The 18,975-nt window shown below is 67.1% G+C and carries 26 protein-coding genes; 18 read left to right on the forward strand and 8 right to left on the reverse strand.

Translation table 11 applies throughout. From position 1 onward, the window contains the following. The first annotated feature begins 48 nt into the window (after nt 1–48). The 8 genes from GPX89_RS12350 (at nt 49) to GPX89_RS12385 (ending at nt 6,730) form a co-directional block, all read left to right on the forward strand. Nucleotides 49–849, forward strand: a complete 801-nt coding sequence (locus GPX89_RS12350; protein WP_157387606.1) for a helix-turn-helix transcriptional regulator — start codon at nt 49–51, stop codon at nt 847–849. Beyond that, nucleotides 846–2,282, forward strand: a complete 1,437-nt coding sequence (gene sufB / locus GPX89_RS12355; RefSeq protein WP_157387607.1) for a Fe-S cluster assembly protein SufB — start codon at nt 846–848, stop codon at nt 2,280–2,282. Before GPX89_RS12350 ends, sufB begins: the two co-directional genes overlap by 4 nt. Then, nucleotides 2,282–3,484 (forward strand): Fe-S cluster assembly protein SufD, encoded by a 1,203-nt coding sequence (gene sufD, locus GPX89_RS12360; RefSeq protein ID WP_157387608.1) that lies wholly within the window; start codon nt 2,282–2,284, stop codon nt 3,482–3,484. The genes sufB and sufD overlap by 1 nt, the downstream gene beginning before the upstream one ends. A 56-nt stretch (nt 3,485–3,540) precedes the next feature. Continuing rightward, nucleotides 3,541–4,311, forward strand: coding sequence for a Fe-S cluster assembly ATPase SufC (sufC, locus tag GPX89_RS12365; RefSeq protein ID WP_157387609.1), 771 nt, complete (start codon nt 3,541–3,543; stop codon nt 4,309–4,311). Further along, nucleotides 4,312–5,565, forward strand: a complete 1,254-nt coding sequence (locus GPX89_RS12370; protein WP_157387610.1) for a SufS family cysteine desulfurase — start codon at nt 4,312–4,314, stop codon at nt 5,563–5,565. It abuts the gene before it with no gap. Nucleotides 5,566–5,568: 3 nt separating this feature from the next. After that, nucleotides 5,569–6,042 carry a Fe-S cluster assembly sulfur transfer protein SufU gene (sufU, locus tag GPX89_RS12375; protein ID WP_033089168.1) on the forward strand — a complete coding sequence of 158 codons (474 nt, stop codon included), beginning with the start codon at nt 5,569–5,571 and terminating at the stop codon, nt 6,040–6,042. 2 nt (nt 6,043–6,044) lie between these two features. After that, nucleotides 6,045–6,401 carry a metal-sulfur cluster assembly factor gene (locus GPX89_RS12380; protein WP_157387611.1) on the forward strand — a complete coding sequence of 119 codons (357 nt, stop codon included), beginning with the start codon at nt 6,045–6,047 and terminating at the stop codon, nt 6,399–6,401. Nucleotides 6,402–6,490: 89 nt separating this feature from the next. Further along, nucleotides 6,491–6,730, forward strand: coding sequence for a peptide chain release factor-like protein (locus GPX89_RS12385; RefSeq protein WP_157387612.1), 240 nt, complete (start codon nt 6,491–6,493; stop codon nt 6,728–6,730). An 11-nt stretch (nt 6,731–6,741) separates the two neighbouring features. Here the strand turns inward: GPX89_RS12385 and GPX89_RS12390 are convergent, their stop codons facing one another. Further along, nucleotides 6,742–7,830 carry an ADP-ribosylglycohydrolase family protein gene (locus GPX89_RS12390; protein WP_328601761.1) on the reverse strand — a complete coding sequence of 363 codons (1,089 nt, stop codon included), beginning with the start codon at nt 7,828–7,830 and terminating at the stop codon, nt 6,742–6,744. Nucleotides 7,831–7,846: 16 nt separating this feature from the next. On the opposite strand from GPX89_RS12390, the gene GPX89_RS12395 reads away from it, so the two are divergent. The 4 genes from GPX89_RS12395 (at nt 7,847) to GPX89_RS12410 (ending at nt 10,025) form a co-directional block, all read left to right on the forward strand. After that, nucleotides 7,847–8,086 (forward strand): hypothetical protein, encoded by a 240-nt coding sequence (locus tag GPX89_RS12395; RefSeq protein ID WP_157387613.1) that lies wholly within the window; start codon nt 7,847–7,849, stop codon nt 8,084–8,086. Nucleotides 8,087–8,095: 9 nt separating this feature from the next. Then, nucleotides 8,096–8,758: a transcriptional repressor LexA gene (lexA, locus tag GPX89_RS12400; RefSeq protein WP_328601762.1), complete on the forward strand. Its 663-nt coding sequence runs from the start codon at nt 8,096–8,098 to the stop codon at nt 8,756–8,758. A 52-nt stretch (nt 8,759–8,810) separates the two neighbouring features. After that, nucleotides 8,811–9,269, forward strand: coding sequence for a DUF4189 domain-containing protein (locus GPX89_RS12405; protein WP_157387614.1), 459 nt, complete (start codon nt 8,811–8,813; stop codon nt 9,267–9,269). A 132-nt stretch (nt 9,270–9,401) separates the two neighbouring features. Beyond that, nucleotides 9,402–10,025 (forward strand): hypothetical protein, encoded by a 624-nt coding sequence (locus GPX89_RS12410; protein WP_328601763.1) that lies wholly within the window; start codon nt 9,402–9,404, stop codon nt 10,023–10,025. Nucleotides 10,026–10,027: 2 nt separating this feature from the next. On the opposite strand, the gene GPX89_RS12415 is transcribed toward GPX89_RS12410, so the two are convergent. The 6 genes from GPX89_RS12415 to GPX89_RS12440 form a co-directional block, all read right to left on the reverse strand. After that, the gene (locus GPX89_RS12415) at nt 10,028–11,035 is read right to left on the reverse strand and encodes an SMP-30/gluconolactonase/LRE family protein (protein WP_157387616.1); all 1,008 of its coding nucleotides are present in this window, start codon (nt 11,033–11,035) and stop codon (nt 10,028–10,030) included. A gap of 52 nt (nt 11,036–11,087) precedes the next feature. Beyond that, complete coding sequence (locus GPX89_RS12420; protein ID WP_157387617.1) at nt 11,088–11,651, reverse strand: P-loop NTPase family protein; 564 nt, start codon at nt 11,649–11,651, stop codon at nt 11,088–11,090. Between the two features lie 38 nt (nt 11,652–11,689). Beyond that, complete coding sequence (locus tag GPX89_RS12425; RefSeq protein WP_157387618.1) at nt 11,690–12,175, reverse strand: hypothetical protein; 486 nt, start codon at nt 12,173–12,175, stop codon at nt 11,690–11,692. 37 nt (nt 12,176–12,212) lie between these two features. Then, entirely contained in the window at nt 12,213–12,791 is a 579-nt protein-coding gene (locus GPX89_RS12430; RefSeq protein WP_157387619.1) for a GNAT family N-acetyltransferase, read from the reverse strand. Nucleotides 12,792–12,866: 75 nt separating this feature from the next. Further along, entirely contained in the window at nt 12,867–13,775 is a 909-nt protein-coding gene (ku, locus tag GPX89_RS12435; RefSeq protein WP_157387620.1) for a non-homologous end joining protein Ku, read from the reverse strand. Further along, nucleotides 13,733–14,326 carry a hypothetical protein gene (locus GPX89_RS12440; protein WP_157387621.1) on the reverse strand — a complete coding sequence of 198 codons (594 nt, stop codon included), beginning with the start codon at nt 14,324–14,326 and terminating at the stop codon, nt 13,733–13,735. The genes ku and GPX89_RS12440 overlap by 43 nt, the downstream gene beginning before the upstream one ends. Before the next feature lie 111 nt (nt 14,327–14,437). Here GPX89_RS12440 and GPX89_RS12445 point away from each other — a divergent pair, with 111 nt between their 5' ends. From GPX89_RS12445 to GPX89_RS12465, 6 genes are all read left to right on the forward strand, one after another. Then, the gene (locus tag GPX89_RS12445; RefSeq protein WP_328601764.1) at nt 14,438–14,992 is read left to right on the forward strand and encodes a Chromate resistance protein ChrB; all 555 of its coding nucleotides are present in this window, start codon (nt 14,438–14,440) and stop codon (nt 14,990–14,992) included. Nucleotides 14,993–15,015: 23 nt separating this feature from the next. Next, complete coding sequence (locus GPX89_RS12450; RefSeq protein ID WP_157387622.1) at nt 15,016–15,630, forward strand: phosphatase PAP2 family protein; 615 nt, start codon at nt 15,016–15,018, stop codon at nt 15,628–15,630. Beyond that, complete coding sequence (locus GPX89_RS12455; protein WP_157387623.1) at nt 15,627–16,820, forward strand: MFS transporter; 1,194 nt, start codon at nt 15,627–15,629, stop codon at nt 16,818–16,820. The genes GPX89_RS12450 and GPX89_RS12455 overlap by 4 nt, the downstream gene beginning before the upstream one ends. A gap of 121 nt (nt 16,821–16,941) precedes the next feature. Continuing rightward, the gene (locus tag GPX89_RS43795; protein ID WP_198347377.1) at nt 16,942–17,121 is read left to right on the forward strand and encodes a TSUP family transporter; all 180 of its coding nucleotides are present in this window, start codon (nt 16,942–16,944) and stop codon (nt 17,119–17,121) included. Then, nucleotides 17,118–17,333 carry a sulfite exporter TauE/SafE family protein gene (locus GPX89_RS43800; RefSeq protein ID WP_198347378.1) on the forward strand — a complete coding sequence of 72 codons (216 nt, stop codon included), beginning with the start codon at nt 17,118–17,120 and terminating at the stop codon, nt 17,331–17,333. The genes GPX89_RS43795 and GPX89_RS43800 overlap by 4 nt, the downstream gene beginning before the upstream one ends. 249 nt (nt 17,334–17,582) lie before the next feature. Continuing rightward, entirely contained in the window at nt 17,583–18,524 is a 942-nt protein-coding gene (locus GPX89_RS12465) for an undecaprenyl-diphosphate phosphatase (RefSeq protein WP_328601859.1), read from the forward strand. Between the two features lie 112 nt (nt 18,525–18,636). Here GPX89_RS12465 and GPX89_RS12470 read toward each other — a convergent pair whose 3' ends face one another. Continuing rightward, entirely contained in the window at nt 18,637–18,930 is a 294-nt protein-coding gene (locus GPX89_RS12470) for a hypothetical protein (protein WP_198347379.1), read from the reverse strand. Nucleotides 18,931–18,975 lie beyond the last annotated feature (45 nt).

The following is an 18,975-nucleotide window of genomic DNA, read 5'->3' on the forward strand; positions in this document are numbered from 1 at the left end:
GTCCCAGGTCGCGAAGATCAGGTCAGGGAACCCTTACTGGATCGCGGAATGGAATTCCGTCACACTTGTGTTGTGAAAACCGTGGGTTTGCGGAATGCGCAACAGACCGGGCACCAGAACGAGGGTGCCCGGTCCGTTGTGGCGTCCGGACCGGCGGGTGAGGGGCACACCCGGGAAGCCGTCATCAAGCTGCTGCTGGAGGAGGGCCCGATCACCGCGACCGCCATCGGTGAGCGGCTCGGCCTGAGCCCGGCGGGCGTGCGCCGGCACCTGGACGCACTCATCGAATCCGGTGAAGCGCGGGCCACCCGGTCCGCGCCCTGGCAGCAGAAGGGCCGCGGGCGTCCCGCCAAGCAGTTCCAGCTGACGGCCACCGGCCGGGGCAAGCTGGGGCACGCCTACGATGACCTCGCCGGAGCCGCCATGCGGCAGATCCGGGAGCTCGGCGGCGACGCGGCCATCACCGATTTCGCGCGCAAGCGGGTCCAGGCCATCGTGGCCGGGGTCGGTGAGCTCGCCGGGCACACCCCGGCCGAGACCGAGGCCAAGGCCGAGGAGATCGCGGAAGCGTTCACCGACGCCGGATTCGCGGCCTCGACCCGGAAAGTCGGTGCGGGCGTACAGATATGCCAGCATCACTGCCCGGTTTCGCACGTCGCCGAGGAATTCCCGGAGCTGTGCGCGGCCGAGCTCGAAGCCTTCCGAGAGATTCTCGGGACCCATGTGCAGCGCCTGGCGACCATCGCCAACGGCGACTGCGCCTGCACCACCCACGTTCCCCTCGTGGTACCCCCAGTTGCACAGCCCGCAACGACTTCTACACATGACTCCGGAAGGAGTGCCGAATGACGACGACCACCGACCAGGTGCAGCCGCTGACCCAGGAAGAGACCATCGCGTCCCTGGGTAAGTACGGGTACGGCTGGGCCGACAAGGATGTCGCCGGTGCCAGTGCCAAGCGCGGCCTGTCCGAGGAGGTCGTGCGCGACATCTCGGCCAAGAAGAGCGAGCCCGAATGGATGCTCGACTTCCGCCTCAAGGCGCTGCGCATCTTCGACAAGAAGCCCATGCCGAACTGGGGCTCCAACCTCGAGGGCATCGACTTCGACAACATCAAGTACTTCGTGCGCTCCTCGGAGAAGCAGGCCGCTTCCTGGGAAGAGCTGCCCGAGGACATCAAGAACACCTACGACAAGCTGGGCATCCCGGAGGCGGAGAAGCAGCGTCTGGTCGCCGGTGTCGCCGCGCAGTACGAGTCCGAGGTCGTCTACCACTCCATCCGTGAGGACCTGGAGAAGCAGGGCGTCATCTTCCTCGACACCGACACCGGTCTCAAGGAGCACCCCGAGCTGTTCCAGAAGTACTTCGGCTCGGTGATTCCGTCGGGTGACAACAAGTTCTCCGCGCTGAACTCCGCTGTGTGGTCGGGTGGTTCGTTCATCTACGTGCCGCCGGGCGTGCACGTGGACATCCCGCTGCAGGCGTACTTCCGCATCAACACCGAGAACATGGGTCAGTTCGAGCGGACGCTGATCATCGTCGACGAGGACGCCTACGTCCACTACGTCGAGGGCTGCACCGCGCCGATCTACTCCTCGGATTCGCTGCACTCCGCGGTGGTCGAGATCATCGTGAAGAAGGGCGGCCGCTGCCGCTACACCACGATCCAGAACTGGTCGAACAACGTCTACAACCTGGTGACCAAGCGCGCCAAGGCCGAGGCGGGCGCGACCATGGAATGGGTCGACGGCAATATCGGCTCCAAGGTCACCATGAAGTACCCGGCCGTGTGGATGACCGGTGAGCACGCCAAGGGCGAGGTGCTCTCCATCGCGTTCGCCGGTGAGGGCCAGCACCAGGACACCGGCGCGAAGATGCTGCACCTGGCGCCGCACACCTCCTCGAACATCATCTCCAAGTCGGTGGCGCGCGGCGGTGGCCGTGCCTCCTACCGTGGTCTGGTGCAGGTCAACAAGGGCGCGTACGCGTCCAAGTCGACCGTGAAATGTGATGCGCTGCTGGTGGATACGATCAGCCGGTCCGACACCTACCCCTACGTCGACATCCGCGAGGACGACGTGACCATGGGCCACGAGGCGACCGTCTCGAAGGTGTCCGAGGACCAGCTGTTCTACCTGATGAGCCGCGGTCTGACCGAGGACGAGGCCATGGCGATGGTGGTGCGCGGCTTCGTGGAGCCGATCGCCAAGGAGCTCCCGATGGAGTACGCCCTGGAGCTGAACCGCCTGATCGAACTGCAGATGGAAGGAGCCGTCGGCTGATGGCCGTCGAGAACGTTGCCACTTCGGCGGTGCCGAATGTCGCTGAAGCCGCTGAGGCTCGTACCCCTGCCCTGAACAAGGGTGAGGTTTTCGCGTCGTTCGACGTGAACGCCTTCGAGATTCCCTCGGGTCGTGACGAGGCGTGGCGCTTCACCCCGATGCGTCGCCTGAACGGCCTGCACGACGGCACCGCCGTGCGGGACGGGCAGGCCACCGTCGAGGTGAGCGCGCCCGCCGGCGTCACCGCCGAGACCGTGGACCGCACCGACGCCCGCCTGGGCGAGGGCGGCACCCCGACCGATCGTGTTGCCGCACAGGCGTACTCCGGTTTCGAGCAGGCGACCGTCGTGACGGTCGGCGCGGAAACCGAAGTGGCCGAGCCGATCACGGTGACCGTCACCGGTCCGGGTGTGGGCAAGACCGCCTACGGGCACCTGCAGATCCGCCTGGGCAATTTCGCCCGCGCCACCCTGGTCCTCGACCAGAAGGGCAGCGGAACCTACGCCGAGAACGTGGAATTCATCCTCGGTGACAGCGCCGCGCTGAACGTGATCGTCGTGCAGGACTGGGCCGAGGACGCCGTGCACGTCACCGCGCACCACGCCAAGCTGGGCCGCGACGCCACCCTGCGCCACACCAATGTCACCCTCGGCGGCGACGTGGTGCGGTTGACCGGCAATGTCCGCTACGCGGGTCCCGGCGGCGACGCCGAGCTGCTGGGCGTGTACTTCGCCGACGACGGCCAGTTCTTCGAGCAGCGTCTGCTGGTCGACCACTCGCAGCCCAACTGCAAGTCCAACGTGCAGTACAAGGGTGCGCTGCAGGGCGATCCGACCTCCGACAAGCCGGACACGCACACCGTGTGGGTCGGCGACGTGCTGATCCGCGCCGCGGCCGAGGGCACCGACACCTACGAGGTGAACCGCAACCTGGTGCTCACCGACGGCGCGCGCGCCGACTCGGTGCCGAACCTGGAGATCGAGACCGGCGAGATCGTCGGGGCCGGGCACGCCGCGGCCACCGGTCGTTTCGACGACGAGCAGCTGTTCTACCTGCGTTCGCGCGGCATCCCGGAGGAGGTCGCCCGCCGTCTCGTGGTGCGCGGCTTCTTCTTCGAGATCCTGCAGAAGATCACCGTCCCCGAGGTCCGGGAGCGGCTCGAGGCGGCCATCGAGGCCGAGCTCGCCGCTGTCGGAGTCTGATTGACGCTGTCGGCGTCTGACCACACTTCCCATCCCGCAAAGGAATCCGAAATCCGATGACCACCCTGGAAATCAAGGACCTGCACGTCGAGGTCGCCAACCCGGACGAGACCGGCGAGCCCATCAAGATCCTCAAGGGCGTGAACCTGACCATCAAGTCGGGCGAGACCCACGCGATCATGGGCCCCAACGGTTCCGGCAAGTCGACCCTGTCCTACGCCATCGCCGGCCACCCCAAGTACACCGTCACCAGTGGTTCCATCACCCTCGACGGTGAGGACGTGCTGGAGATGTCGGTCGACGAGCGCGCGCGTGCGGGCCTGTTCCTGGCCATGCAGTACCCGGTCGAGGTTCCGGGCGTCTCGGTTTCCAACTTCCTGCGCACCGCCGCCACCGCCATCCGCGGCGAGGCTCCCAAGCTGCGTACCTGGGTCAAGGAAGTCAAGGAGTCGATGGGCGAGCTGGAGATCGACTCCGCCTTCGGCGACCGTTCCGTCAACGAGGGTTTCTCCGGTGGTGAGAAGAAGCGCCAGGAGATCCTGCAGCTGAGCCTGCTCAAGCCGAAGATCGCCATCCTCGACGAGACCGACTCTGGCCTCGACGTCGACGCGCTGCGGATTGTTTCCGAGGGCGTCAACCGTTACAAGGAGCGGGAGAACGGCGGCATCCTGCTGATCACCCACTACACCCGCATCCTGCGCTACATCCAGCCGGACTTCGTGCACGTGTTCGTGGGCGGCAAGATCGTGGCCGAGGGCGGCCCCGAACTGGCCGAGGAACTCGACGCGAACGGCTACGTGCGCTTCACTTCTCCTGTAGGAGCCTAGATGACCAGCACCGTGGGGACTCTCGACGTCGCTCGGATCCGGGCCGACTTCCCGATCCTGAGCCGGACCGTGCGCGACGGAAAACCGTTGGCGTACTTGGATTCCGGTGCGACGTCGCAACGTCCTCTCCAGGTGCTCGACGCCGAGCGGAACTTCCTGCTCGAACACAACGCGGCCGTGCATCGCAGCGCGCACCAGCTCGCCGAGGAAGCCAATGAGGCTTACGAGGCGGCGCGCGCGGCGATCGCGGCGTTCGTCGGCGTCGGCGCGGACGAGATCGTGTACACCAAGAACGCGACCGAGTCGCTGAACCTGGTGGCCTACGCCTTCTCCGACGACCGATTCCCGCATCGCGTCGGGCCCGGGGACGAGATCGTCATCACCGAGCTCGAACATCACGCGAATCTCGTTCCGTGGCAGGAGCTCGCGCGCCGCACGGGCGCGACGCTGAAGTGGTACGGGATCACCGACGACGGGCGCATCGATCTCGACTCGCTCGAATTGTCCTCGGCCACCAAGGTTGTCGCCTTCACCCACCAGTCGAACGTGACCGGCGCGGTCGCCGACGTCGCCGAATTGGTGCGCCGCGCAAAGGCTGTCGGCGCGCTCGTGGTGCTCGACGCCTGCCAGTCGGTGCCGCACATGGGCGTGGACTTCAAAGAGCTGGGCGTCGACTTCGCCGCCTTCTCCGGCCACAAGATGCTGGGCCCCTCGGGTATCGGCGTTCTGTACGGCCGTCGCGCGTTGCTCGAGGACACCCCGCCGTTCATCACCGGCGGCTCCATGATCGAGACCGTGTACATGGATCACTCGACCTTCGCCGCGCCGCCGCAGCGGTTCGAGGCGGGCTCGATGATGATCTCGCAGGCCATCGGATTGGGCGCCGCGGTCGCGTATCTGAGTAACGTGGGTATGGAAGCCGTTGCTGCGCACGAGCACACGCTCGTCGGAGCCGCCCTGGAGGGCCTCGGCGCGATCGAGGGCGTGCGCATCATCGGCCCGACCGTGAACGAGAACCGCGGCGGCGCCGTGTCGTTCGTGGTGGACGGCATCCACGCCCACGATGTCGGCCAGATCCTCGACGACCAGGGTGTCGCCATCCGCGTCGGCCACCACTGCGCGTGGCCGCTGCACCGGCGCTTCGGTGTCGCCGCCACCGCGCGGGCCTCCTTCGCGCTGTACAACACCGTGGACGAGGTCGATCAGCTGGTGGCCGCGGTGCGGAAGGCCCAGAGCTTCTTCGGAGTTGCATAGATCATGCGCATGGAGCAGATGTACCAGGAAGTCATCCTGGACCATTACAAGCACCCGCACCACCGAGGGCTGCGCGAGCCTTTCGGCGCGGAAGTGCACCACGTCAACCCCACCTGCGGTGACGAGGTGACGCTGCGCGTGCACATCGACGACAACGGTGACGTCAAGGACGTGTCCTACGACGGCCAGGGTTGCTCGATCAGCCAGGCGTCCACCTCGGTGCTCACCGACCAGGTCATCGGCCTGCCGGTGCAGCAGGCGCTGAAGGTGGTCGAGGCGTTCGACGAGATGATCACTTCGCGCGGCACCCTCGAGGGCGACGAGGACGTGATCGGCGACGGCATCGCCTTCGCCGGCGTGTCGAAGTATCCCGCCCGCGTGAAGTGCGCGCTGCTGGGCTGGATGGCGTTCAAGGACGCCGTCGTGCGGATAGCCTCGGCGGAGGAAGCCAAGAAGACCATGGGCAACGGGGAGTAGAGATGAGCGAAACCGAGCAGCAGACCAAGGAACTCACCCCCGAGGAGATCCAGCACCTCGACGACATGGAGGAGGCGATGCGCGACGTCGTCGACCCCGAACTCGGCATCAACGTCGTCGACCTGGGCCTCGTCTACGGCATGACCTTCGAGGACGGCATCGCCAAACTCGACATGACCCTGACCTCCCCGGCCTGCCCCCTGACCGACGTCATCGAGGACCAGTCCCGCAACGCCCTGGTCCGCTCCGGCCTCGCCGAAGACCTCCAGATCAACTGGGTCTGGATGCCCCCGTGGGGCCCCGACAAGATCACCGACGACGGCCGCGAACAACTCCGCGCCCTCGGCTTCACGGTCTGATCCGCACGGCCGCAACGTCTTCGGTGGGGGCCGATCCGAAATGGATCGGCCCCCACCGCTGTCTCGTGCGATAGTCGGATCGGGAAGGAGTGATTCAGCGGGAGCGGTTCTCGCCGGATGAGTCCGACATTCGTATCGACACCTACTGTTCGCGCCGACCCGGGCAGGACTCGGCGGTGTATCTGACCCACCTGCCTACCGGAATCGCGGCGTGGAGCGGATCCGACGGCACCCAGGCTGGGAACAAGCTACAGGCACTGCGACTGTTGGCGGCTCGCATGAACGCGGTCGCCGAGGGGCGGTTCACCGCAGACCTGTGGACGCTGTAGACGGACCTGATTCAGCCGACGAGGCCGGTGTCGAGGGGGTAGCGGTCGGCGAGGGTGGTGCGGTCCTTGTAGTGGAAGTTGAGGACGAGGTCGTCTGCTACGCGGAACAATTCGTCGCGGCCCTCGATCACTTCGACCCAGTGCATGGGGAGGGCGGAGAGGCCGTGGATTGCGCCGATGAGGTTGCCTGCTACCGCGCCGGTGGAGTCGGAGTCGCCGGAGTGGTTGACCGCCAGCAGGAGTCCGGAGCGGATGTCGCCGGTGTGGTAGGTGTGCAGGGCGCAGTAGACGGCGATGGCGAGGCAGTCTTCGGCGCACCAACCGGCGCCGATCTGCTCGAGGCGTTCCGGGGTGGGAGAGCCGAGGTGTGCGATGGCGAGGGCGGCGGACAGTGCGGTGACGGTCTCGGCGCTGGAGGGCATGGGTGCGAGGCGGACGATGGTGTCGCGCACGGCGATCGGGAGGTCGACGCCCGCGATCACGGCGTCCATGATGACCGCGAACGCGCCGGCCGCGAGATACCCGGTCGGGTGGCCGTGGGTGAGCTGGGCGCAGCGCATCGCGGCGTAGAAGGCGCGGTCGGCGCCGAACCCGGCCAAGCCGAAGGGCGCGGAGCGCATGACGGTCCCGCACCCCTTCGAGTTCGGATTCACCGGGCCCGGCTCCCCGAACTCCAACGGCGGCACGAACTCTTCCGCCTGCCGCCGCAGCCCGGTCAGGCACGCATTCCCCGGAGCCCGCGTGGCGTAGAGGAATTGGTGGCCGCCGAGCCACCCGTCGACATCGGCGGCGGGTTTGTTCTGCTGCTGGGTGTCCCGCCACCGTAGATACGCCCGCCGCAGCACCGGCGCGGGATCGGCCCCGTCCGGGCACCGCAACAGGCCCTCGGCGGTGAACAGCGTCATCTGTGTGTCATCGGTGATCTGTTGCGGCGCATCCGGATTCGACATCGGAAGATATCCGGTCACACCCGCCGCACCGTATCGTCCCCGAATCTGCTCGAGCGACAGGAACTCGATCGGCCACCCCAGCGCGTCCCCGATCGCCCCGCCCAGCATCGCCCCGCGCACCCGGTCGAACAGCCGCTCGTAATCCTCCACGGCACCACCATATTCGGTGGACGATCACCGGCCCGAACAGGGAGACCGGCGTGGATGCGAGAGATTCACCCCGCCGGATGGCCGCATCGGCTCGGCACACTGCCCGGAGGACTACAACCGGTTGGAGCTCGAGGCCGCCGCCACCGGTGAACGCCGCACCGAGTCGGTCTCGATCTCCGCCACCCCGGCCGACAGCGGTGGCACGCGTGCCGGGGACGGCCGGTCGTACCGCGGAATGCGCCGCGCCTGGCCGTAGGATTCCCCGGTGACCTATGACGACTTCGACGGATTCGAACATCTGGACACCTCCACCCTGCCGGAGCGGCAGCAGCGGATTCTGTGCACCATCCGGGATTGGGTGCAGCGGCACGGGTATTCGCCGAGTTCGCGGGAGATCGGGGATGCGGTCGGGTTGAAGTCTGGTTCGTCTGTTTCGCGGCATTTGCGCGAGTTGGAGGAGCGCGGGTTTCTCAAGCGGAGTGAATCGGTCACCAGGCCGATGGACGTGCGGCTGTTCCTGAAGGCCGCCGCGCCGCAACGGCAGCAGGACGAGAACTCGGTCCCGGTGCCCGTGGTGGGTGATATCGCCGCGGGAACGCCGATCCTGGCCGAGCAGCACACCGACGACGTGCTGTCGCTCCCGCGCGAGCTGGTCGGCCGCGGAACCGTGTTCGGCCTGCGGGTTCGCGGCGATTCGATGGTCGACGCGGCCATCTGCGACGGCGATATCGTGGTGGTGCGCAAGCAGCAGGAGGCGCACACCGGCGAGATCGTGGCGGCCATGATCGAGGGCGAGGCGACGGTGAAGGTCTACCGGCGCAGCAACGGCCACGTCTACCTCGAACCCCGCAATCCGGCCTATCCCGTGATCGATGGCGACAAAGCCCAGGTGCTGGGTAAGGTCGTCTCGGTCATGCGGCGCGTGTAAGCGTCTGGCATGATGACGCCCGTTATCACCTTCCATCCCCGGGGAGTATCGAATGTCGTTGCTGCGCAAGGCCGGTGTCGGCCTCGCCGTTACGTCGATGGCCGCGATGGGCACCGTGGCCGCCGGAAATGCCTCCGCGGCGGACGCGGCGGATCCGGTCTTCATCGCCACCTCCGGTGACCTGTACGGCGCGTTGGCGCTGTCCAAGAGCACCGGAAATGTCGCCTATGCCGTGAACTACGGCAGTTGGGACGGCGCCGACGGCGCGGCCGTGGACAAGTGTGGTGGCGGCGACTGCGCGGTCGTCGTGCACTTCGCCAATGCCTGCGGTGCGGTCGCCCAAGGTGCCGACACCCGTTTCGGCTGGGCCTGGGCCCCGTCCAAGGTGGAGGCCGAGTCGGCCGCCATCAATGTGCTCGGCAAGAGCGCCCCGTCGTTTCCGGACACGGGTTCCGCCTCGACCCGGCAGGCCAAGGTAATCCTCTCGGCCTGCACCGACAACGCGAGCTGACGGTTCGCCGAGTGCTGTAGCACTACACCGAAACAGGACAGCGCCACACCGGATTCGTCCGGTGTGGCGCTGTTTTGTTTGCCCGGGTCCGTTTCCCAGCAACACACCCCGCCCGGCGGGGATGATTTCCGGGTGGACGACATCACCTACGAGGACACCCGGTTCGCCCTGCACGCCGCGGCCGAACTGCTGATCGCCGGTCCGCAGTACCGCCGGTTCGGCAGCATCCGCATGCGGATCGTGCTCGGCGGCTTCGCCGGAGTGAAATGGCCGGTGTCGGTGACGGGCACCGATCTGGTGTGGCCGCAGGGCCGGATCCGCCTGCACGGCACCTACAGTGACCTCGCCCTGGCCGCCGGTTTCCAGGCCGACTGCCCGCCCGAGGGGCTCTACTCCGATGGCACCCGCATGGATCCGGACGAGCCCTTCACCGTCGACGCCGATGCCGCCACCGCCGTGCACGACTGGTTCGCGGTGGGGGACACCGCATTACGCCGCTTCGCCGACGAACAACCGGTGCTGTGGCCGGAACACTTCGATCTGTCGGTCGCCATGGACGAGGTGAACTACGGTGTGTCGCCGGGGGATTGGGACAATCCTCAACCCTACGCCTATGTCGGACCGTGGACCCGCCGCCACGGTGAGTTCTGGAACGCCTCGTTCGGGGCCATGCGTCCGCGCGGCGAGGTGCCGACGGTCGAGAGCCTGCTGGAGTTCTTCCGCGAGGGGAGAGCCCGTGCCGCGCACGACGATTGAGCTCAGGGCAGGAGCACGGTGGTCGACAGGAGGTCGCCGTTCTCGGTGCCGAGGACCAGGAGCATGCGGTGGTCCCCGTAGCGGTAGGTACCTACCGAGGTGAGCGGCTCGCCGAAGGCCATTGTGCAACTGGTGTGCGTGACCGGATCGGCCCTCACGAGTTGCCCGCTGCCGGTGGCGATATAGAGGAACCCGTCCTGCCCGACCACCAGGTCGTCGGGCAGCAGCGGTGCCGCGAGCGGAGCGCGAGCGAGATCGACCGCCACGGTGGCCTGCGCGGGATCGGCGATCGGCAGGGCGACGACGCGCGCGGTCGGGCTCTCCAACAGGGTCACGTACAGGACGCCGCCGTCCGCGACGATGCCGTCCGCGCCGGACCCCAAGGCCGCGAGGGCGATTCGCGCGCGCTCGGTCCAGTCGGTGTCGAGGGTTCCGTCCGGGTGTATTCGTTCGACGGTGTTCGCGCTGGTGTCGGCGACAAAGAGGTCACCGTCGGCGTCGAAGGCGGCCCCATTGGCCTGCCCGAGGCCCGAGACGAAGACCTCGGGTTTCGGCACCGGGTCGCGGGGGTCGAATCGGACCACGCCGCCCTGCTTTGCGGCCCCGGCCAGCGGCGAATTCCCGAATGTCGCGTACAGCAGACCGTCCGGCGCGCGGCGCACCGCGCCCGGGCTGGTCACCGGCACGCTGGCCGCGGGGAACTGGCTGTCGCCGTGCCGTTCCACGACATCGCGGTAGGTCCGTGAGACCCAGACACCCGACAGGGGGTCCAGCAGCACGTTCTCCGACCAATCGAGCAGCGGCGTCTGGGCGGGATATGTGTTCCGGACCTCGACGGGGGAGCAGGAAACCGGGCTCGCCGCGGGGGTCTCGGGACTGTCCGCGGCGGCCGTACCGGTGAGCGCGGTGCCGAGGGTCAGGGCAACCGCCGCTCCGAGACCTAGGGCCCGCCGGTCCGCCCGTCTGTGATCCGATTGCGGCACAGCGGGTTCCGGTCGCGGATCCGGCATAGGGTGGTTCCCTTCGGCGGGCGATGATGAACCGGTAGCGTAACCGCCGGGTTCAGCCGGGCAATGCGGTATCGCCAGTGCTGTCGTGTTCGTCGGCGCTGTCGCCTTTCTCGGTGCCGCTGGGTTCGTGGGTGTTGCCGAGTTCGTTGTCGGTGTCGCGCACCCCCGTCAGGAATTCGACGACCGCTGCGGGCGACCGCAGCACGTACACCTCGGCGGTCGCCGCGTGCTCGCCGATCGCCGCCATGACCGGCGGCAGGCTGTGCTTGCGATAGCCGATCAGCCAGCGCCAGAACACCAGGTTCTCGCGGGAGCGGCGCACTGCCCGCCACGCGCACAGCCACAGTGGGAAGTCGAGCACGACAACGGTATCCGCGGCGCGCAGGCGCACCTCGAGCACGTCGTACGGGCCGAGATCGCCGTCCATGATCCACGCGGGTTCGCGGGTGAGCGCCTCCTGCACCGCGATCCACCGCACCTTCGACAGCGGGGTGAGATCGGGCGGCCAGAAGTGCTGGTCCAACTCGACCACCGGTATGCCGGTCGCGGCGCCCAGGTCCCGCGCGAAGGTCGACTTGCCCGCACCCCCGCGGCCCAGGACCACGATCTTTCTCATACCGGTCAGCCTCTCACGGCTGGTGGCGGGCGCGGTGGTTATGGGTGAGTCGATAGGCGTTCGGTCGAGTTGATCGCAAGCGCCGCTTCGACATTGTCGATTCCGGCGCGGACGCCGAGCCCGTAGCCGTCCTCGGCGAGGTCGGCGAGGCGGGCACGGGCGGCGTCGAGATGCTCTCGCGCGGTGTCGAAAGCCCCGAGGCGTCGGTAGTTGTCGGCCAGGTTGAGGTGTAGCGACGGATAGAATCCGCGCACGTTCAGGCCCGCGTGCATTGCCTGGGCGCGCTCGTCGGTGAGCGCCGCACAGGCGTCGAGGGCGCGAATGTCCCAGGTGAGGCCGTCGGCCGCATGCTCCTGCAGATCGGCCAGATAGTGCGCGAGCGAAACCCGGTGCAGCGGATCGCCGCCCGCGCCGATGCTCTCCCACAGCGCGGTCAGCCGCTCCCGCGCTGCCGCCGGATTGCCTTGGCGGCCAAGTATTACCGCATCGTTTATGGCGTTCATGGTTTCGTCGACGGCAGTCATGGCATCGACGGTAGACCGGGGGTCCGACAACCGGTGGCTAGCGGGCGGGCCGCCCGTGCCGCCCATCCCCGGCGATGCGGCCGCGCCGGATCAGATCGCGTTTGGTGCCGGGGCCGAGGGTGACCTGCTCGTCCTCACCGGCCACGGCCTCATCGGGATTGGGCCGCACGAACAGCGTCACGGTGGTGCCCTCGGTGAATCCGTTCTTGCGCATCATCCCGGCGGAGGCGGCGTTGTGCAGCTCCACATCGGTGACGATCCGGCGTGCGCCGTGCTTGAAGAGCAGGTCGCAGCAGGCGGTCATGAGCTTGCCCGCGACACCGCGGCCCTGCATGTCGGGGGACACGGCGATCCACTCCAGATACGCCCAGTCCTCCCGCAGCTCGAATTCCATGGAGGCCAGCACGAATCCGACCACTCGATCCGAATCCACCGCCACCCAGCAGGACTTGCCGGCACTGTCGAGGTGCTCGGCCACCGAGGTCAGCGACCACGAAGTGTAGGGCTTGGCGTGGGTGTCGAACACCTGGTAGCCCAGATCGATGACCTGACGCAGGTGCCCGAGGCCCATGGGGACGACGGCGATATCCGGTTGGATGGATATGTCGGATTCCATGCCCGACAGTTTGCCAGGTGGGTGCTGCCTACCCCGGGACCCTCCGGCCGACCACGCCCGGCGAGTGGCGTGGTATCACGCGCCCTTGCGTGTCTGCTTGGCCGGAGCCTTCTTCGCGGCCTTCTTGGCGGCGGGCTTCTTCTCGGCGGCCTTGGTCGCCTTGGTCGCCTTCGCCGGTGCCGCGGGCGCGGACCCGCCCTTGCGCCCGGAAGCCTCCAGGCTGCGCTGCAGCGCCGCGACCAGGTCCACGACCTCGGCGTCCATTTCCGGCGCGGCCGCCTCGGGCGCGCGGGTGACCTTGCTGCTGCCGCTGGCGATCGCCTCGTCGAGCAGTTTCTTCAGCTCGATCTGGTATTCGTCCACGTAGAGGCTGGGATCGAAATCATCGGACAGCGTGTCGACCAGCGTCTCCGCCATCTGCAATTCCTGCTTCTTGGGCTCGGCGACATCCTCGAGCTTGTCGAAGGCGACCGCCCGCACCTCGTCGGGCCACAGCAACGTCTGCAACACCAGCACCCCGTCGCGCACCCGCAACGCCCCCAGCCGCGTCTTCTGCCGCAACGTGAAATGCACCAGCGCCACCCGATCCACCCTCTCGAGCGTCTTCGCAAGCAGCACATAGGCTTTCGGCGTATTGGAATCGGGTTCCAGATAATAGCTCTTCTCGAAGAGCATCGGATCGATCTGCTCCGACGGCACGAATTGCAACACCGGAATCTCGTGCTTCTCCGCCGCCGGCAACTTCGCGAAATCCTCGTCGGTAAGAATCACCCGATCCCCATCCGGCGATTCATAAGCCCGATCGATATCGGAATACTGCACCGGCTGCCCATCCACCGTGCACAGCCGCTCATACCGAATCCGCCCCCCATCGGCGGCATGCACCTGATGAAACTTGATGTCATGGTCTTCGGTGGCGGTGTACACCTTCACAGGCACATTCACCAGCCCGAACGCGATGGAGCCCTTCCAAATGGACCGCATTGTCCGATGGTACTGCCGACGGCGTGTCGTGGTCGGTAACACGCCGCCGACCTGCGGTTTTCGGATGGCTGCTGGTTGTTGCGGGTGGCTGGCAGTAGTCGTCTGACGGCCCCCAGACGGCCCCGGTACGGCCCAGAAAATGGGTTGGACCCGCGGGAGTCCTGATTGCGGAAGGGCTCATACGCGAGACCGGGTGCGCCGATCGGGCTGACGCCGTAGTTCGCGTCGCAGGCCGTCAGACGCACGGTGTTGTTGCTCCGGTCGAATCCTGCTAGCAGGATCGCGCCGGAGGTGTCCCATTCAGCGCTGGTCGAGCTCGGGGACATCTCCGTCCAGAGTTGAACGACGGAATTCGCCTGGTCGCCGTTGGGAGTGCCCATCGCTGCCAAGATGTCCGCCTTGTCCTGACCCAAATTCAGGTTGCACCACGTCTCCAGCGGGCTCGCGTCCGCGTGTGCCGTGACGGTAGACGCCCCGGCCATGATCGCCAGCTGGACCGCGCCGATGACCGCGATGCGCTGCACATGCTTGTACGAATGGCGAATTGCCATGCCCCCCACCCTTCTTTCAGCGCTCGGGAACGTCGGCCTCGGCCGAGGGAAATACTGTCACGCGTCTACTGAGCTACTCCCTGATTGGTAACAGGTGTTACATTCCTGTCTGTGACTGAGGATCATCCGGTTGGTTTGCGGTGGCTGGTGCTGGTGGTGCGGGTACCGGCGGAGCCGTCGCGGCATCGGGTTGCGGTGTGGCGGGAGCTGCGCCGGGTCGGCGCTCTGCAGATCGGGCAGGGGGTGTGGATGGTGCCGGACGTTCCGGTGTTCGCCGAGGGCGTGACGCGGGTGATCGAGCTGGCTGAGCGTGGTGAGGGCGAGGTTCTGGTGCTCGATGCCACGGGCCGCTCCGACGCCGACGGGGCTCGGCTGGAGGGGTTGTTCACCGCCGAGCGAGCCGAGGAATGGACGGAGTTTCTGGCCGAGTGCGTCGGGTTCGATGCCGAGATCGACAAGGAAATCGCCAAGGGCAAGTTCACGATGGCCGAGCTCGAGGAAGAGGAGCAGAGCCTGGAGCGCCTACGCCGGTGGCATCGCGCCATCAAGTCCCGCGATGTGTTCGGCGCTCCCGCCGCAGTCGAGGCCGAGCAGCAGCTCGACCATTGCGCCGATCGATTGGCCGACTACACCGAGCGAGTGTTCCGAGCCCTGCACCAGATGTGACCACCGAACCGGAAAGAACGCCCATGAGCTTCGATACCCGAGTCTTCTACGACATCAACGACTTTGCGCGCGACACCCCATGGCTGCACCCGATCGTGTCCGGTTACGCCAACTACGGCGTAGTACTGTTCGCGGCCCTGCTGCTGGCCGGATGGTGGATCGCCCGCCGTGATGCGAACCCGGTCCGGATGGCGGCGGCGTTGTGGGCACCGCTGGGCATGCTCATCGCGTTGGCCGTCAATCAGCCGATCGCCGCCGCGGTCGATGAGACGCGCCCATGCAATGCGCTGCACGACATCGTGGTGCTGCATTGCAACACCGATGCTGGATTCCCCAGCGATCATGCGGTCATGGCCGGTGCGGTCACGGCTGGGACGTGGCTGGTGCACCGTCGCCTCGGCGCGCTCGCCGCCCTGGCCGCGCTGGTGATGGTGTTCGCTCGGGTGTACATCGGCGCTCACTACCCCCAGGACGTCCTCGCCGGGCTCGTGCTCGGGGCGGCCGTGAGCCTTGTCGGCTACCTCCTCGCGCGACCGCTGCTGCGATGGCTGCTCCGCGTCCTCGCGCGTAGTCCGTGGCGCATTCTGGTCACTGCGTCGACGACGGAACCCACTGCCGCGCAACACGGGTCGCAATGAATCTCGCGGCTGTCCGGGCGAATCCGACCCGAGCTCCGATGCTGCCGCTGTACGCCGCTGGATTCGTGACCGCGTTCGGCGCGCACAGCATTGCCGCGAGTCTGGCCGGATACACCGAGACCGAACACGCGAGCCTGCTCGCGTTGGGCCTGCTGTTGGCTGTCTACGACGGTGCCGAGGTACTGCTCAAACCCGTGTTCGGAGCTCTGGCCGACCGTGTCGGTGCACGCCCGGTCCTGCTCGGCGGATTGGCGGCATTCGCGCTCGCGTCGGGGGCATTCGTATTGGCGGGCAATCCCGGCCTGGTCGGGCTCGCGCGATTCGGGCAGGGCGCCGCGGCTGCCGCGTTCTCCCCGGCCGCCGGGGCGTTGGTGGCTCGGCTGACCCCGGCCACTGGACACGGTCGAGTGTTCGGCAGCTACGGAGCGTGGAAAGGCTTGGGCTACACGCTCGGTCCGCTGCTCGGCGGCGTACTTGTCGCCGTTGACGGCTACTCGTTGCTCTTCATCGCCCTCGCGGTATTGGCGGCGGTCGTGGCCATCTGGGCCGCGCTCGCCGTGCCCGCGGTCCCGGTGCTGCCGAAAACCCGTCAGACCGTGCTCGATCTGGCGCGCCGTCTCACCAGTGGTCCGTTCCTGCGCCCCACTGCGGCGCTCGCGGGAGCTACCGCAGCCCTGGCTGTCGGCGTGGGATTTCTGCCCGCCCTCGGCGCTCGCCACGGCTTGGGACCGCTCGTCACAGGTCTAGTCGTCTCGCTGCTCGCCGCCACGGCCGCACTGGTCCAACCACGCGCCGGTCGGGCCCGTGACGCCGGGTGGCTGCGTGATAGCACCGGCATGGCAGTCGGGCTGCTGCTGGCCGCGGTCGGGATCGCACTGGGCGCGGTCGTCTCTGGGATCGTGGGTATCGCGCTCGCCGCACTCGTCATCGGCACGGGCACCGGCTTGATCACCCCGTTGGGGTTCGCGCACCTCGCTTCCGCCAGTCCGCCCGAACGCCTCGGCCAAACCATGGGAGCCGCCGAGGTCGGCCGCGAACTCGGTGACGCCGGCGGCCCTCTGCTTGTCGGCGCGATTGCGGCTGCCGCCACTCTCGGCACCGGTCTTCTCACCCTCGCCGCGGTGCTCACTGTGCTCGCCTTGTCGATCACCCTCCTGCGTACGGTCGTCGGCCGTGCGCCAGCCCGGTAACCGAGTGGCCGTGCAGCACCGTCGTCCCCGCGGCCTTCGAGTCTGATGACCTTCGGCCCGAGCGACGTGTAGGTGCGCCTCGCGAGAATGGTGTACCGGCGTGATGGAAAGGGGAACGACCGTGACTACAGTGCTGTTCGGTGGGCTCATCGGGGTGGCCGCGGGCATATTGTCCGGGCTGATCGGCATCGGAGGTGGGGTGATCATCGTGCCGATCCTGATCCTGCTGGGTCTGACGGCGCACGAGGCCAGCGGCACGTCGCTGGCGGCGCTCTTGATGCCGGTGGGTTTGCTGGGGTGATCGAATACGCCCACCGGCATGAGATTCGCGCCGGTTATGCGGTTGGCATCGCGATCGGACTCACTCTGGGCACCGCGATCGGTGCGTACATCGCTGGCAGGTTGCCAGATCTCGCGCTCGAACGGTTCTTCGGTGTGGTGCTTGCGTTGCTGGCGATCAAATTCCTGGCGTTCCCGACAGTCGTGCACGATGCGGTGCACCGGCGGAACTGAGGCATCGGTGTCTGGGCGTCGGCCTGCGTGTGTCTGAAATCTGCTCGACTATCCTCTGATTCGGAGTCGCCGTGGTGAATCTTGCCTCATAGTCCTGTGTTTCGGATCATTGTTGCAATCGCGTAAGCCCGGGTGGTATGCGTGGTTCGCCGCCGGTCGCGGTGTAAAGAGCTGGTGCAGTGGGAAATTCGGGCATATGGTGCATCGGTTGGGGTGTCATCGATCCGGAGCGGTGCTTGTGCGAAACTCGTGCTGATGATCACCTACTTACAAGCTGCCGTCATCGGTGCCGTTCAGGGTGTCACCGAGTTGTTCCCGATCTCGAGCCTGGGGCACTCGGTGCTGGTCGCGGATTGGGTCGGAGGTAGCTGGAAGCAGGTGACCCTGGGTAGATCCGGTAGAGGCGCAACGTATCTGGCATTCGTTGTGGCGCTGCATGTGGCGACGGCGGTGGCGCTGCTGGGCTACTACTGGCGTGATTGGCTGGCTATTGTCGGCGGTTTCGTCTCGACGCTGCGGACCGGTCGGGTGGTGACCGTTCCGCAGCGCCTCGCATGGCTGATCGTTCTCGCCACCCTGCCCGTCGCGATTCTGGGTCCGCTGCTGGATCGGACGCTGCACGCGCTGTTCGACACCCCGATCGACACCAGCCTCTTCCTGACCTTGAACGGTGTCGTGCTCGTCGTCGGCGAGGGATTGCGCAGACGAAATGAACCGACACTGGCCGAATACGGTCGCCGGTTCGGCCGCCGTGAGGTCCATCGGTCCGTTCTTGACGGTGAACCGAGACTTCCGCGTCAGGTGGACCGCCCGTTGGCGGCACTCGGCGCCCTGGACGCCATCGGCATCGGCCTCGCCCAAGCGGGCGCACTGCTGACTGGATTCAGCCGTGCCGGGCTCACCATGGTCGGTGGTTTGTGGCGCGGTCTGGAGAACGAGCACGCGGCCAAATTCGCCTTCCTGCTTGCGACTCCGACGATCCTGGGCGCGGGGCTGGTCGAACTACCCGAACTCGCCGAACCGAGGATCGCTGCTATCCGCGGCCCCGTGCTGCTCGGAGCCGTCGTCTCCGGAACCTGCTCATGGCTGGCGGTGCGGTACCTGGAGCGCTATTTCCGGACTCGCACCCTGCTGCCGTTCGCGGCCTACTGCATCATCGCCGGCATCCTGTCGGTCATCCGATTCCTTTGAGGCAGACGCCATTTCGCCGCGCACGAGCCGCGGCATAACGAAAGAGTCCCTGTCCGAGGTTCAGATCGGACAGGGACTCGTGTCCCCCGCGAGACTCGCGGAAGTCGGCCGCCTACTGCTCAGGGGCGATCGACGGCTGGTTGATCGTGGTGAAGTACTGCGCGGCGGCCAGAATCGTGACCGGGGCGGTCGCGAACAGCTGACCGGCGAGGGTACCGAGGAAGCCGACGGCGGCCATGCCTGCGATGCAGCCGACGATGCCGGCGGGGAGAGCACCGAACATGGCGGTCAGGGCACCGGTGAGAGCCGCGCTGGTCGCACCGCCGATCACGCAGCCCAGGGCCGCGCCGCCGATACCGCCGACCAGGCTGCCGATGGTGCCACCGGTGGAAATGGTACTGGTCATGCGGTTCCGGGCGGCCTGCTCACGGTCGTAGTCGCCAGTTCTTCG

It is taken from the genome of Nocardia terrae (assembly GCF_009760405.1).
In the GTDB taxonomy this organism is placed as follows: domain Bacteria; phylum Actinomycetota; class Actinomycetes; order Mycobacteriales; family Mycobacteriaceae; genus Nocardia; species Nocardia terrae.